This is a genomic window from Pantoea sp. BJFS-204 (assembly GCF_049310725.1).
GTDB lineage: Bacteria > Pseudomonadota > Gammaproteobacteria > Enterobacterales > Enterobacteriaceae > Pantoea > Pantoea agglomerans.
Map to the genome: position 1 here is coordinate 207,795 of NZ_JBMOWE010000005.1, position 14,564 is coordinate 222,358.

The window sequence follows — 14,564 nt, forward strand, 5'->3', positions numbered from 1 at the left end:
AAGTCCGGATTGAGGCTAACCAGGATGAACAAAGAGATCTTAGCTGTTGTAGAAGCCGTTTCTAACGAAAAAGCCCTGCCGCGTGAGAAAATCTTCGAAGCGCTGGAGAGCGCGCTGGCGACTGCGACCAAGAAAAAGTACGAGCAGGAAATTGAGGTACGCGTCAGCATTGATCGCCGCAGTGGCGATTTCGATACTTTCCGCCGCTGGGAAATCGTAGAAGAGGTGACACAGCCGACGCGCGAGATCACGCTGGATGCGGCCCGCTTCGAAGATGAAGCATTCAATCTGGGCGAATATGTCGAAGATCAGATTGAATCGGTCACCTTTGACCGTATCACCACCCAGACCGCTAAGCAGGTTATCGTGCAAAAAGTGCGCGAAGCTGAGCGCGCAATGGTGGTTGATCAGTTCCGTGAGCAGGAAGGCGAAATTATCACGGGCGTGGTGAAGAAAGTTAACCGCGACAACATCTCCCTCGACTTAGGCAGCAATGCCGAAGCGGTGATTCTGCGCGAAGATATGCTGCCGCGTGAAAACTTCCGTCCAGGCGACCGTATTCGTGGCGTACTCTACTCTGTACGTCCGGAAGCGCGTGGCGCGCAACTGTTCGTGACGCGTTCTAAACCAGAAATGCTGATTGAACTGTTCCGCATCGAGGTGCCAGAAATTGGCGAAGAACTGATTGAAATTAAAGCCGCTGCCCGTGATCCGGGTTCGCGCGCTAAAATTGCAGTCAAAACCAACGACAAACGTATTGATCCGGTGGGTGCCTGTGTGGGCATGCGCGGCGCGCGTGTTCAGGCAGTTTCCAGTGAACTGGGCGGCGAGCGTATCGATATCGTGCTGTGGGACGATAACCCGGCGCAGTTTGTTATTAACGCCATGGCTCCGGCCGATGTGGCGTCAATCGTGGTTGATGAAGATAACCACACCATGGATATCGCCGTAGAAGCTGGCAATCTGGCTCAGGCGATCGGCCGTAACGGCCAAAACGTGCGTCTCGCTTCACAGCTGAGTGGCTGGGAGCTGAACGTGATGACCGTCGATGATCTGCAGGCTAAGCATCAGGCTGAAGCACATGCAGCGATCGATATGTTCACTAAACATCTCGACATCGACGAAGAGTTCGCCACCGTACTGGTGGAAGAGGGCTTCTCCTCGCTGGAAGAGCTGGCATACGTGCCAATCAACGAGCTGCTGGAAGTCGACGGCCTCGACGAAGAGACCATTGAAGCCCTGCGTGAACGAGCAAAAAATGCGTTAACCACCCTGGCACTGGCGAAAGAAGAGAGTCTTGGAAATCAGGAGCCCGCTGAGGATCTTCTGAATCTTGAAGGCCTCGATCGTGCGCTGGCGTTCCGCCTGGCGTCGAAAGGCGTTTGCACGCTGGAAGATCTCGCTGAGCAAGGTGTTGACGATCTGACGGATATTGAAGGCATGTCTGATGAACAAGCCGGCGCGCTGATTATGGCCGCACGTAATATCTGCTGGTTCGGCGATGACGCGTAATAACAGGAAGGAACAGCATGACAGATGTAACCGTAAAATCGCTGGCCGCAGAAATTCAGACTCCGGTCGATCGCCTGGTACAGCAATTTGCTGATGCGGGGATCCCTAAGTCTGAAAATGACGCGGTGACCCAGCAAGAGAAAGAAACCTTACTATCTCATCTGAACCGTGAACACGGTCAGGTCGGTTCAGCTAAGCTGACGCTGCAGCGTAAAACGCGCAGCACCTTGAATATTCCAGGCACCGGGGGTAAAAGTAAGTCGGTGCAAATTGAAGTCCGCAAAAAGCGTACCTATGTGAAGGGTGATGCAGAGGCTGAGCAAGCTCAGGCAGAAGCTGAAGCCGAGGCGCAGCGTGAAGCGGAAGAGCAGGCGCAACGCGAGGCTGAAGAAAAAGCCCGTCGCGAAGCTGAACAGAAAGCGCAACGTGAAGCCGAAGATAAAGCCAGGCGCGAAGCCGCTGACAAGGCCAAACGTGCAGCAGCGGAAAATGAAAAAGTGACAAATCAACCTACCGACGAAGTGACCAGGGCTGCGCAATCAGACAAAGCCCGTCGCGAAGCTGAAGCTGCCGAACTGAAGCGTAAAGCTGAAGAAGAAGCCCGCCGTAAGCTTGAAGAGGCTGCCCGCCTCGTAGCAGAAGAAGCCCGCCGTCTGGCTGAAGAGAAATCAGCTGAATGGGAAAAACCGGAAGAAGAGGATAAAGGCGACTATCACGTCACCACTTCGACCCATGCCCGTCAGGCGGAAGACGAAAACGACCGTCAGGTTGAAGCAGGTCGTGCGCGTGCGCGTACTACGGCTAAAGCTGCGCGTCCGGCGAAAAAAGGCAACAAACACTCTGAAGCCAAAACTGACCGTGAAGAAGCGCGTGCGCAGGTTCGTGGTGGTAAAGGCGGCAAGCATCGCAAACCTAGCGCACTGCAGCAGGGCTTCAACAAGCCAGCGCAGGCCGTTAACCGCGATGTTGTGATTGGCGAAACTATCACCGTAGCCGAACTGGCTAACAAAATGGCGGTGAAAGGTTCTCTGGTCATTAAAGCGATGATGAGAATGGGCGCCATGGCGACCATCAACCAGGTCATCGACCAGGAAACTGCACAGCTCGTTGCCGAAGAGATGGGCCACAAAGTGACCCTGCGTCGTGAGAACGAGCTGGAAGAAGCGGTAATGGACGATCGTGATACTGATGCTGCGCAGGAGTCTCGTGCTCCGGTTGTCACCATCATGGGCCACGTCGACCACGGTAAAACGTCCCTGCTGGACTATATCCGTTCCACTAAAATCGCCTCTGGCGAAGCGGGCGGTATTACTCAGCACATCGGTGCTTACCACGTTGAAACCGACAACGGTATGGTCACCTTCCTGGATACCCCGGGCCACGCCGCGTTTACCGCGATGCGTGCACGTGGTGCGCAGGCGACCGATATCGTTATCCTGGTGGTTGCAGCAGACGATGGCGTGATGCCACAGACTGTCGAAGCTATTCAGCACGCCAAAGCCGCTAAAGTGCCGGTTGTGGTTGCAGTGAACAAGTGCGATAAGCCAGAAGCGGATCCGGATCGTGTTAAAAACGAACTGACTCAGTACGGTATCATTCCGGAAGAGTGGGGCGGCGAAAACATGTTCGTTAATGTCTCTGCGAAAGCGGGTACCGGCATTGATGACCTGTTAAACGCTATCCTGCTGCAGGCGGAAGTGCTGGAGCTGACCGCTATCCGTGAAGGTATGGCGAGCGGCGTGGTGATCGAATCGTTCCTCGACAAAGGTCGTGGTCCGGTTGCCACCGTGCTGGTACGTGAAGGTACGCTGAACAAAGGCGACATCGTTCTTTGTGGTTTCGAATATGGCCGCGTTCGTGCAATGCGTGACGAACTGGGTCGCGAAGTCATGGAAGCGGGTCCATCTATCCCGGTTGAGATTCTGGGCCTGTCCGGCGTGCCGGCTGCGGGTGATGAAGCGACCGTGGTACGTGACGAGAAGAAAGCACGTGAAGTTGCGCTCTATCGTCAGGGCAAATTCCGCGAAGTTAAACTGGCTCGCCAGCAGAAATCTAAGCTCGAGAACATGTTTGCTAACATGACCGAAGGCGAAGTGTCTGAACTGAACATCGTTCTGAAAGCGGACGTTCAGGGTTCTGTGGAAGCAATCTCCGACTCCCTGCAGAAACTCTCCACCGACGAAGTGAAGGTGAAGATTGTGGGTTCAGGCGTGGGCGGGATTACCGAAACCGATGCGACCCTGGCTGCTGCCTCTAACGCCATCCTCCTTGGCTTCAACGTTCGTGCCGATGCCTCTGCGCGTCGCGTCATTGACGCAGAAAGCCTGGATCTGCGCTACTACTCTGTCATCTATAACCTGATTGACGAAGTTAAAGCGGCGATGAGCGGCATGCTGGCACCAGAGTACAAACAGCAGATCATCGGTCTGGCTGCGGTGCGCGATGTGTTCAAATCACCGAAGTTTGGCGCGATTGCCGGTTGTATGGTGACGGAAGGTAACATCAAGCGTCACAATCCAATCCGTGTCCTGCGCGACAACGTGGTAATTTACGAAGGCGAGCTGGAATCTCTGCGTCGCTTTAAAGATGACGTCAACGAAGTGCGTAACGGCATGGAGTGCGGTATCGGCGTGAAGAACTACAACGACGTTCGCGTTGGCGATATGATCGAAGTGTTTGAAATCATCGAAATTAAACGCACCATCGAGTAATAGACTGCTGATGTGTTGCAATTTGGGAGGCCTCTGGCCTCCCGAATTATTTGGGAGAAATAATGATGGCGAAAGAATTTGGTCGCCCGCAGCGCGTTTCACAAGAGCTGCAAAAAGAGATTGCGATGATCCTGCAGCGTGAGATCAAAGATCCACGTCTTGGCATGATGGTCACCGTATCTGGCGTTGAAGTCTCACGCGATCTCGCTTACGCAAAAGTGTTCGTGACTTTCCTTAACGACAAAGATGAAGAAGCGATTAAACATGGCCTGAAAGCGCTGAAAGAAGCGTCAGGTTATATCCGCATTCTGCTGGGCAAAGCGATGCGTCTGCGTATCGTGCCTGAGCTGACTTTCTTCTACGACAACTCGTTAGTCGAAGGGATGCGCATGTCCAATCTCGTCACCAGCGTCGTGAAGAACGATACTGAACGCCGTGGTCCGGACGCCACTGGCGATGACGAGGAGGCGTAATGAGTCGTCCGCGTCGTCGCGGTCGCGACGTCCATGGCGTGTTGTTGCTGGATAAGCCACAAGGCGTCTCGTCGAATGATGTCCTGCAGAAAGTGAAGCGTATCTTTAACGCGAATCGCGCAGGACATACCGGCGCGCTGGATCCTCTGGCTACCGGCATGTTGCCGATCTGCCTGGGTGAAGCGACTAAGTTTTCGCAGTATCTGCTCGATTCCGACAAACGCTATCGCGTGATTGCCCGACTGGGCGAGCGGACCGACACGTCAGACGCCGATGGCAACATCGTGCAGACGCGTCCGGTCAGCTTCAGTCAGGCCGATCTGGACAGTGCTCTGGAGAGCTTCCGTGGCGAAACGCTGCAGGTGCCTTCGATGTTTTCGGCACTGAAGCATCAGGGACGCCCGCTGTATGAATATGCGCGTCAGGGCATTGAGATTGCGCGTGAACCGCGTCCGATCACTGTCTATGAACTGCAATTTATTCGCTGGCAGGATAACGAGCTGGAGCTGGAAATTCACTGCTCCAAAGGCACCTATATCCGCACCATCATCGATGACCTGGGCGAAAAGCTGGGATGCGGTGCGCACGTGATTATGCTGCGTCGCGTTCAGGTTGCCCGTTATCCGTATGAAAGGATGGTGACGCTGGAACAGCTCAACACCCTGCTGACGGAAGCCACAGAAGCCGGCATTCCACTGGAAACGCAGCTCGATCCGCTGTTGTTGCCAATGGACAGCCCCGCCTCTGATTTCCCTGAAGTGAATATCCCGCCTGCCGTGGCAGATTTCTTCCGCCAGGGACAGCCGGTACAGGCCAGCAATGCGCCTGCGCAGGGGCTGGTAAGGGTATCGGAAGGCGAAGCGCGTAAGTTTATCGGTATGGCAGAAATTGCCGACGATGGCCGGCTTGCGCCACGTCGTTTAGTGGTTGAGTATCAGGATTGAGCCAGGCGTTCACTTTTCGCTGATGGGGCATTTGCGTTGCTATCGGGCGCAGAGTAGAATAGCGCGGCTTTAAATCGGGATGCTGAATTAGAGATCGGCACCCATACATTCATTTATTACTGGAGTTTATTATGTCTCTAAGCGTAGAAGCTAAAGCAGAGATCGTTGCTAAATATGGCCGTGGTGCTAACGACAGCGGTTCAACTGAAGTTCAGGTTGCCCTGTTGACCGCGCAGATTACCCATCTGCAGGGTCACTTCTCTGAGCACAAAAAAGACCACCACAGCCGCCGCGGTCTGCTGCGCATGGTATCTCAGCGTCGTAAGCTGCTGGACTACCTGAAGCGTAAAGACGTTGCACGCTACAGCAGCCTGATCGAAAGTCTCGGTCTGCGTCGCTAAGTCTGAAGAATCTGATCGTCGGGGCATTATGCGGGCTTTTGCACTCTGTGCAGCTTACGATCAGATTTGTGCGAGTTTCGTGAAGAGGGGGCCTTTATGGCCCCTTTTTTCGAGCAATCGGCAGCAATCCGGACCAAACTGATGTATTGTTGCTTAGTGTGATCTTTAGTTTGCAGAATTTCGCGCGGCTAATGAGAGGCTTTACCGCAGGGGCGGTCGAGGGTTGTCATTAGTCGCGAGGATGCAACTGAAGATTGGTAATCAATGGCGGGCTACAGATAGCCATGCCCCGAAGTTAAGGACTTTGATTTTGCTGAATCCGATCGTACGCAAATTCCAATATGGTCAACATACCGTCACGCTGGAAACCGGCATGATGGCTCGCCAGGCGACAGCCGCTGTTATGGTGAGCATGGACGATACTGCAGTATTCGTCACTGTAGTAGGTCAGAAAAAATCTAAACCAGGTCAGGATTTCTTCCCACTGACCGTGAACTATCAGGAGCGTACTTACGCTGCTGGTCGTATCCCAGGCAGCTTCTTCCGTCGTGAAGGCCGTCCAAGCGAAGGCGAAACCCTGATTTCGCGTCTGATTGACCGCCCGATTCGTCCGCTGTTCCCGGAAGGTTTTGTTAACGAAGTTCAGGTTATCGCCACTGTTGTCTCTGTGAACCCACAGGTTCATCCGGACATCGTTGCCATGATCGGTGCTTCTGCTGCACTGGCGCTTTCTGGTCTGCCGTTCAATGGCCCAATTGGTTCTGCGCGTGTTGGTTACATCAACGATCAATATGTCCTGAACCCAACCGCAGATGAGCTGAAACAGTCTCGTCTGGATCTGGTGGTTGCCGGTACGCAGAATGCCGTTCTGATGGTTGAATCTGAAGCTGAGATCCTGTCAGAAGAGCAGATGCTGGGCGCCGTGGTCTTTGGTCACGACCAGCAGCAGATTGTTATCGAAAACATTAATGCTCTGGTTGCTGAAGCGGGCAAACCACGCTGGGACTGGCAGCCAGAAGCGGCCAATACCGCACTGATTTCTCGCGTTGCTGCCCTGGCAGAAGCGCGCATCAGCGATGCTTACCGCATCACTGACAAGCAGGAGCGTTACACCCAGGTTGGCGTCATTAAAGACGAAACCATCGCTGCGCTGCTGGCTGAAGATGAAACGCTGGATGGTTCAGAAATCGGCGACATCGTGCATAGCCTTGAAAAAACCGTCGTTCGTACTCGCATCCTGAATGGCGAGCCACGCATCGATGGTCGTGAAAAAGATATGATCCGGGGTCTGGACGTGCGTACTGGCGTATTGCCACGTACACACGGTTCATCACTGTTCACCCGTGGTGAGACGCAGGCACTGGTTACTGCAACGCTGGGTACGACCCGCGATGCGCAGAACCTTGATGAGCTGATGGGCGAACGTACCGACAGCTTCCTGTTCCATTACAACTTCCCTCCATACTCTGTCGGCGAAACCGGCATGGTAGGTTCGCCGAAGCGACGTGAGATTGGTCACGGTCGTCTGGCGAAGCGCGGCGTGTTAGCGGTAATGCCTAAAGCGGAAGATTTCCCTTACACCATTCGTGTTGTTTCTGAAATCACCGAATCTAACGGCTCTTCTTCAATGGCCTCTGTCTGCGGTGCCTCACTGGCGCTGATGGATGCAGGTGTGCCAATCAAAGCCGCCGTTGCCGGTATCGCAATGGGTCTGGTGAAAGAAGATGAGAAGTTTGTTGTTCTGTCTGACATCCTGGGCGATGAAGATCACCTGGGCGACATGGACTTCAAAGTAGCCGGTAGCCGTGAAGGTATCACCGCGCTGCAGATGGACATCAAAATCGAAGGCATCACGCGTGAAATCATGCAGGAAGCGCTGAACCAGGCCCGGGGTGCACGTCTGCACATTCTGGGCGTTATGGAACAGGCTATCAGCACGCCGCGTACTGAGATTTCTGAATTCGCACCACGCATTTACACCATCAAAATCAGCTCTGACAAGATCAAAGATGTGATCGGTAAAGGCGGCTCAGTGATTCGTGCACTGACCGAAGAGACCGGCACAACGATTGAAATTGAAGATGACGGCACCGTGAAAATCGCTGCGACTGATGGTCTGAAAGCGAAAGAAGCGATTCGTCGTATCGAAGAGATTACCGCAGAGATCGAAGTGGGCCGCGTTTACAGTGGTAAAGTGACCCGTATCGTTGACTTCGGCGCTTTCGTTGCAATCGGCGGCGGTAAAGAAGGTCTGGTTCACATTTCACAAATCGCTGATAAGCGCGTTGAGAAAGTGACCGACTATCTGCAGATGGGTCAGGAAGTACCGGTTAAGGTGATGGAAGTTGATCGCCAGGGCCGTGTACGCCTGAGCATCAAAGAAGCGACAGAATCTAAGCCGCAGGCTGAAGAAGCTGTCGCGGTGACCACGCCTGACGCTGCTGAATAAGTCGTTGCTGATTTGCCCCTCTCTGCCTGGCAGAGAGGGGCGTTTGTATCATCGCGAGGGCGGGAATCCTTGTGCACAGCAGGCGGATGACAGGATGGTTATCCCAATGTTTGTATTCGGGAGTGGGAAATGAAGCCTTTTCTGCGCTGGTGTTTTGTTGCGACAGCTTTGACGCTGGCAGGATGCAGCAACTCCAATTGGCGTAAGAACGAAGTTCTTGCAGTGCCTTTACAGCCCACACTGCAGCAGGAAGTGATACTGGCGCGCATGGAACAAATTCTTGCCAGTCGCGCTCTCACCGATGATGAACGCGCACAGCTGTTATATGAGCGCGGAGTGTTGTATGATAGTTTAGGTCTGCGGGCATTAGCGCGGAACGATTTTTCGCAAGCGCTGTCTATAAGACCAGATATGCCCGAAGTGTTTAACTACTTAGGCATATATTTAACGCAGGCGGGCAACTTTGATGCCGCCTATGAAGCGTTTGATTCTGTACTTGAGCTTGATCCAACTTACAACTATGCGCATTTAAACCGTGGCATCGCCCTCTATTACGGCGGTCGATACAAGTTAGCGCAAGATGATCTGCTGGCGTTTTATCAAGACGATCCTAACGATCCTTTCCGCAGTTTGTGGCTCTATCTCGTTGAACGTGAGATGGATGTCGACAAGGCAAAAGTCGCGCTTCAACAGCGTCACGACAAAGCGGTCAGAGATCAATGGGGATGGAATATTGTCGAGTTCTACCTTGGAGATATCAACGAGAAAACGTTGATGGAAAGTCTCAAGGCGGACGCAACGGATAACACCTCGCTCGCTGAACATCTCAGTGAAACCAACTTCTATTTAGGTAAGTACTACCTAAGTCTGGGGGAGAAGGACGACGCGAAAGCGTTGTTCAAACTGGCGGTGGCCAACAACGTCAATAACTTTGTTGAACACCGATACGCATTGTTGGAACTGGCGCAACTCGGCCAGGCACAAGACGATTTATCAGAATCTGACCAGCAATAGCTGACGAACTTAATTTGCCTGTAAAACCTGTTAAGTCATCATCTTAAAGGATGAAGGCTTTTCTGTTCGTCAAAACTTTTAATTTGAGCCGGTTCACACTTTTTGATGAAAATGACTGAAAGTTTTCACGACGAGTTATGTAGACTGGCCGCCGCAATCTAAGAGGCACGTGTACTACATGACTGATATTCAAACCACTTTTGCTGACCTTGGCCTGAACGCCGACATCCTTGAATCACTGAATGGCATGGGCTACGTAAAGCCATCCCCAATCCAGGCTGAGTGTATTCCTCACCTGCTGGCGGGCCGTGACGTGTTAGGCATGGCGCAGACCGGGAGTGGTAAAACCGCGGCGTTCTCTCTGCCGCTGTTACATAACATTGATCCTACTGTTAAAGCGCCACAAATCCTGGTGCTGGCACCTACCCGCGAACTGGCGGTACAGGTTGCTGAAGCAGTTACCGAATTCTCTAAACACATGCGTGGCCTGAACGTGGTTGCCCTTTACGGCGGCCAGCGTTATGACGTGCAGCTGCGCGCACTGCGTCAGGGACCACAGGTTGTTGTGGGTACGCCTGGCCGTCTGCTTGACCACCTGAAACGCGGCACGTTAGACCTTTCTAACCTGCGTGGCCTGGTGCTGGATGAAGCAGACGAAATGCTGCGCATGGGCTTCATCGAAGACGTTGAAACCATCATGGCGCAAATTCCAGCCGATCATCAGACCGCGCTGTTCTCTGCAACCATGCCGGAAGCGATTCGTCGTATCACCAAACGCTTCATGAAAGATCCACAGGAAGTGCGTATTCAGTCAAGTCTGACCACGCGTCCTGATATCAGCCAGAGCTACTGGACCGCTTACGGTCGTAAAACAGACGCACTGGTTCGCTTCCTGGAAGCAGAAGACTTTGATGCTGCCATCATCTTCGTGCGTACCAAAAACGCAACCATGGAAGTGGCAGAAGCACTGGAACGTAGTGGCTATAACAGCGCCGCGCTGAACGGTGATATGAACCAGGCTCTGCGTGAGCAGACGCTTGAGCGCCTGAAAGATGGTCGTCTCGACATTCTGATTGCAACCGACGTTGCGGCCCGTGGCCTGGACGTTGAGCGCATCAGCCTGGTTGTTAACTACGACATCCCGATGGACTCAGAATCTTACGTTCACCGTATCGGCCGTACCGGTCGTGCTGGTCGTGCTGGCCGTGCGCTGCTGTTCGTTGAGAACCGCGAACGCCGTCTGCTGCGTAACATCGAACGTACCATGAAGCTGACCATTCCTGAGGTAGAACTGCCTAACGCAGAACTGCTGGGTGAGCGTCGTCTGGCTAAGTTTGCTGCTAAAGTTCAGCAGCAGCTGGAAAGCAGCGATCTGGATCAGTACCGTGCTCTGCTGGCTAAAATGCAGCCAGAAGACGAAATGGATCTGGAAACACTGGCAGCCGCACTGCTGAAGATGGCACAGGGCGAACGTCCTCTGATTCTGCCACCAGAAGCACCGCGTCCGGCACGTCGCGAATACCGCGATCGTGACGAGCGTGATGGCCGTCGTGACAGCCGTGAAGCGCGTGGCGATTCTCGTGCTCCGCGTGAAAACCGCGAAAGCCGTGATGGCGATCGTCCACGTCGCGAACGTCGTGATGTTGGCGAAATGCAGCTGTACCGCATCGAAGTAGGCCGCGATGATGGTGTTGAAGTTCGTCACATCGTTGGCGCTATCGCTAACGAAGGCGACATCAGCAGCCGTTACATCGGTAACATCAAGCTGTTCGGTACCCACTCGACTATCGAGCTGCCGAAAGGCATGCCAGGCGATGTGCTGCAGCACTTTACCCGTACCCGTATTCTGAACAAGCCGATGAATATGCAGTTACTGGGTGATGCACAGCCGAACGAAGGCCGTGGTGACCGTCGTCCAGCTGGTGCTGGCGGTGAGCGTCGCAGCGGTCCAGGTGCAGGCGGTCCGGGCGCAGCTAACCGTGAAGGTGGTCGTCGCTTCTCTTCTGAACGCCGTGAAGGTGGTCGTGAAGGCGGCGGACGTACTTTCAACCGTGAAGGTAGCCGTGGTCCACGTCGTGAAGAGGGCGCAGCCGCCGCTCCACGTCGTCGTGATGCATAACGACTTAGCGTCGTAACAAAAAGGGAAGCCAATGGCTTCCCTTTTTTTATGCCTGTCAGGCACCGCCGCTAATCATCACGCGCTCGCCGCTGACCCAGGCGGACTCTTCAGAGGCCAGAAACAGCGCAACCTGCGCCACATCTTCCGGCAGACCAAAGCGTCCCAGCGGCGTGGCTGCCAGCAGTTGCGCTTTGAGCTGTGGGCTCATTCTCTTCGCGGCCAGTAATCCCTCCGTCAGAATCATGCCTGATGCCAGGGCGTTAACCCGGATGTTCTTTGCGCCCAGCTCGCGCGCCAGTCCCTGGGTCAGGGTATCCACTGCGCCTTTGGTTGCCGCCCAGAGCACGGAACCTGGCGTGCTGTTTTTACTGTTCAGGGCGCTGAGATTAATAATGCTGCCGCCGTGCGCCGGGAAGTGATGAATCGCCTGCTGACAGACCATCAGCGTACCCAGCAGGTTAACGTTAATCTGCTGCTGCATCTCTTCCAGCGTCAGCGCCGCAAACTCGCCGTGATGAAAGCTGCCCGCATTGTTCACCACAATGTCGGGCGCGCCGAAGCACTCTGCGGTGGTGGCGAAGAGCCGTTCCACATCCTGCAGGAGAGAGATATCTGCCTGTACCGCCACGGCTTCACTGCCCAGGTTGGCGATATCGCTGACCACGTCAGCCGCTCCCACTTCATCCTGACGATAATTGACCACGACGCGGGCGCCAGCCGCGGCAAAAGCGATGGCAATCGCCGCACCAATGCCTTTTGAGGCGCCTGTTACCAGCGCGATTTTATTCTGCAGTGCCTTCATTATGTTGTTCTCCGCCGTAATGATTGCGTCGAAAGACTATGCGCGCTGGTGCCGAAAAGCGGGTAGTGCAATCCTGCAAGCTTCTTGCACGATCCTGCAAAAGTAACGCAACGGGCCAGGTATTCCGCTCAGCGTCAGGTAATATCAGCACAGATAGCGGGAGGGGAGAACACAGTGACAGAGAGTGAGAAGTGGCAGGGGCTGGCGCAGTTAATTGCCCGTCATGCTCCGGAGGATGGGCGGCATTCCAGCGCCATAGATTGCCTGTTTTTTGGCCGGGTTTCAGCACCGACTGAGCCAATGCACTTTGCTCAATGGGCCAGTTTTGCCCTGGTGGCACAGGGCGGTAAGGCGCTGCATATCGGTGATGAGGTGCTGCACTATGGTCCGGGCGATCTGCTGCTGGTGACGCTGGATATGCCGGTGCGCGCCTGCGTCACCGTCGCCACGCCGGAAAAACCCAATCTGGGGATTGGTATTGCCATCAATGAATCCCGGCTGATGCGCTACCTCGAACAGTTTCCCCCGACGCTGCCGCTGGTGACACCAGACAGTGAACGCGGCGTCACCGTGCATAAGGTCTCACCTTTGCTGGTGGATGCGGTTATCCGGCTGGTACGCCTGCTTGACCATCCTGAGGACATTGAGGCGCTGGCCCCGCTCATTGAGCAGGAGATTTTCTATCGGCTGCTGACCGGGCCGGAAGGTTCGCGCATCCTGAATATGGCGCTGGCTGAGCGGCCGGGCAACCGGGTCGCGCAGGCTGCCCGCTGGCTGCGGGAAAACTTTCATCAGCCGCTGAAGATCGATCGGCTCGCCAGCAGTGTCGGCATGAGCATCTCTTCGCTGCATCATCACTTCAAAGCCGTGACGGCTATGACGCCGATGCAATACCAGAAACAACTGCGGCTGAATGAGGCGCGACGTTTGATGATGGTGGAAAAGCTGGATGCCGGTACGGCAGGCTATCGGGTGGGGTATCAGAGCGCGTCACAGTTCAGCCGGGAGTATCGCCGCCTGTATGGGCAATCTCCGGCCAGGGATAGTCGTCAGCTGGCGGTGAGCCCGGAGAGATTGCGCCCACCGCAGAACTGATTACAGGCTGTTAGCCGCTTCCATCGCAATGGCGAAGGAGCGCAGGCGCGCTTCGGAATCAAAAATCTGGCCATTGACCATAATTTCATCCGCCTGGGTTTCACGCATCAGCGAGGCCAGCCCATGACGCACTTTGTCCGTATCGCCGACCAGCGACATGCTGAGCGCCTGCTGTACACCATACTGTTCTGATGGCGACCAGAGGTTATCCATGTTTTCAACCGGTGCCGGTAACGGGCCCGGTTTGCCGCGACGCAGGTTAATAAACTGCTGCTGCTGCGAGGTAAACAGGAAGCGCGCATCACGCTCACTGTCTGCGGCGATCACGTTAATGCAGACCATGGCATAAGGCTTGTCGAGACGCGCCGATGGCTGGAAGTTTTCGCGGTAGACGTGCAGCGCCTGGAACAGCTGGTCAGGGGCAAAATGGGAGGCAAACGCAAACGGCAGGCCCATTTTCGCTGAAAGCTGTGCGCTGTAGAGACTGGAGCCGAGCAGCCAGACCGGGATCTGCAGGCCCAGACCGGGTACCGGCTGCACCGGCGGCTGCGCATCCGCTTCGGCATCGAACCAGCTAATCAGTTCAGCCACATCCTCGGGGAACGTGTCGATGTGCATGTTGGCCTGATGACGGCGTAGTGCCATCATGGTGCGCTGGTCAGAACCTGGCGCGCGACCTAAGCCGAGATCGATACGGCCAGGATAGAGAGAGGCCAGCGTACCAAACTGCTCGGCGATTACCAGCGGCGCATGGTTAGGCAACATAATGCCGCCGGAGCCCAGCTTCAGAGTCTCGGTATTCGCCGCCAGATAGCCAATCAGCACGGAGGTGGCTGCGCTGGCAATCCCCGTCATGTTGTGATGTTCAGCCAGCCAGTAGCGTTGATAGCCCAGTTTTTCAGCCTGACGCGCCAGCGCCAGCGAATTATGGAACGCATCCCGAGCGGTCGCGCCCTGTGGAATCGGCGCGAGATCCAGCACGGACAGGCGAAGAGGTTTTTTATCAGACATGACTACTCCCGTTGTATGGCGCAGGCGTTAAGT

At 54.8% G+C, this 14,564-nt stretch carries 12 protein-coding genes; 10 read left to right on the plus strand and 2 right to left on the minus strand.

Annotated features, from left to right (window positions below; genetic code table 11):
• Nucleotides 1–24 precede the first annotated feature (24 nt).
• The 9 genes from nusA (at nucleotide 25) to ACO6VX_RS15720 (ending at nucleotide 11,623) form a co-directional block, all read left to right on the plus strand.
• On the plus strand, nucleotides 25–1,512 hold the full coding sequence (nusA, locus tag ACO6VX_RS15680; RefSeq protein ID WP_010251792.1) for a transcription termination factor NusA: 1,488 nt from the start codon (nucleotides 25–27) through the stop codon (nucleotides 1,510–1,512).
• 17 nt (nucleotides 1,513–1,529) lie between these two features.
• A complete protein-coding gene (gene infB / locus ACO6VX_RS15685) occupies nucleotides 1,530–4,223 on the plus strand; it encodes a translation initiation factor IF-2 (RefSeq protein WP_010251789.1) in 2,694 nt (897 codons plus the stop codon).
• Between the two features lie 65 nt (nucleotides 4,224–4,288).
• Nucleotides 4,289–4,696 carry a 30S ribosome-binding factor RbfA gene (rbfA, locus tag ACO6VX_RS15690; protein ID WP_010251785.1) on the plus strand — a complete coding sequence of 136 codons (408 nt, stop codon included), beginning with the start codon at nucleotides 4,289–4,291 and terminating at the stop codon, nucleotides 4,694–4,696.
• A complete protein-coding gene (gene truB, locus ACO6VX_RS15695) occupies nucleotides 4,696–5,640 on the plus strand; it encodes a tRNA pseudouridine(55) synthase TruB (protein WP_010251781.1) in 945 nt (314 codons plus the stop codon). The genes rbfA and truB overlap by 1 nt, the downstream gene beginning before the upstream one ends.
• 131 nt (nucleotides 5,641–5,771) lie before the next feature.
• Nucleotides 5,772–6,041, plus strand: coding sequence for a 30S ribosomal protein S15 (rpsO, locus tag ACO6VX_RS15700; RefSeq protein ID WP_003851063.1), 270 nt, complete (start codon nucleotides 5,772–5,774; stop codon nucleotides 6,039–6,041).
• A gap of 310 nt (nucleotides 6,042–6,351) precedes the next feature.
• Nucleotides 6,352–8,490, plus strand: a complete 2,139-nt coding sequence (pnp, locus tag ACO6VX_RS15705) for a polyribonucleotide nucleotidyltransferase (protein ID WP_010251767.1) — start codon at nucleotides 6,352–6,354, stop codon at nucleotides 8,488–8,490.
• A 129-nt stretch (nucleotides 8,491–8,619) separates the two neighbouring features.
• Nucleotides 8,620–9,504 (plus strand): lipoprotein NlpI, encoded by an 885-nt coding sequence (nlpI, locus tag ACO6VX_RS15710; RefSeq protein WP_010251765.1) that lies wholly within the window; start codon nucleotides 8,620–8,622, stop codon nucleotides 9,502–9,504.
• A 105-nt stretch (nucleotides 9,505–9,609) separates the two neighbouring features.
• A complete protein-coding gene (gene yrbN / locus ACO6VX_RS15715) occupies nucleotides 9,610–9,666 on the plus strand; it encodes a protein YrbN (protein ID WP_098053093.1) in 57 nt (18 codons plus the stop codon).
• Nucleotides 9,667–9,682: 16 nt separating this feature from the next.
• A complete protein-coding gene (locus tag ACO6VX_RS15720; protein WP_010251762.1) occupies nucleotides 9,683–11,623 on the plus strand; it encodes a DEAD/DEAH family ATP-dependent RNA helicase in 1,941 nt (646 codons plus the stop codon).
• A gap of 55 nt (nucleotides 11,624–11,678) precedes the next feature.
• On the opposite strand, the gene ACO6VX_RS15725 is transcribed toward ACO6VX_RS15720, so the two are convergent.
• The gene (locus ACO6VX_RS15725) at nucleotides 11,679–12,425 is read right to left on the minus strand and encodes an SDR family NAD(P)-dependent oxidoreductase (RefSeq protein WP_422458190.1); all 747 of its coding nucleotides are present in this window, start codon (nucleotides 12,423–12,425) and stop codon (nucleotides 11,679–11,681) included.
• A gap of 174 nt (nucleotides 12,426–12,599) precedes the next feature.
• On the opposite strand from ACO6VX_RS15725, the gene ACO6VX_RS15730 reads away from it, so the two are divergent.
• Entirely contained in the window at nucleotides 12,600–13,520 is a 921-nt protein-coding gene (locus ACO6VX_RS15730; protein ID WP_022625283.1) for an AraC family transcriptional regulator, read from the plus strand.
• On the opposite strand, the gene ACO6VX_RS15735 is transcribed toward ACO6VX_RS15730, so the two are convergent.
• Nucleotides 13,521–14,531: a luciferase-like monooxygenase gene (locus ACO6VX_RS15735; protein WP_010251755.1), complete on the minus strand. Its 1,011-nt coding sequence runs from the start codon at nucleotides 14,529–14,531 to the stop codon at nucleotides 13,521–13,523.
• Nucleotides 14,532–14,564 lie beyond the last annotated feature (33 nt).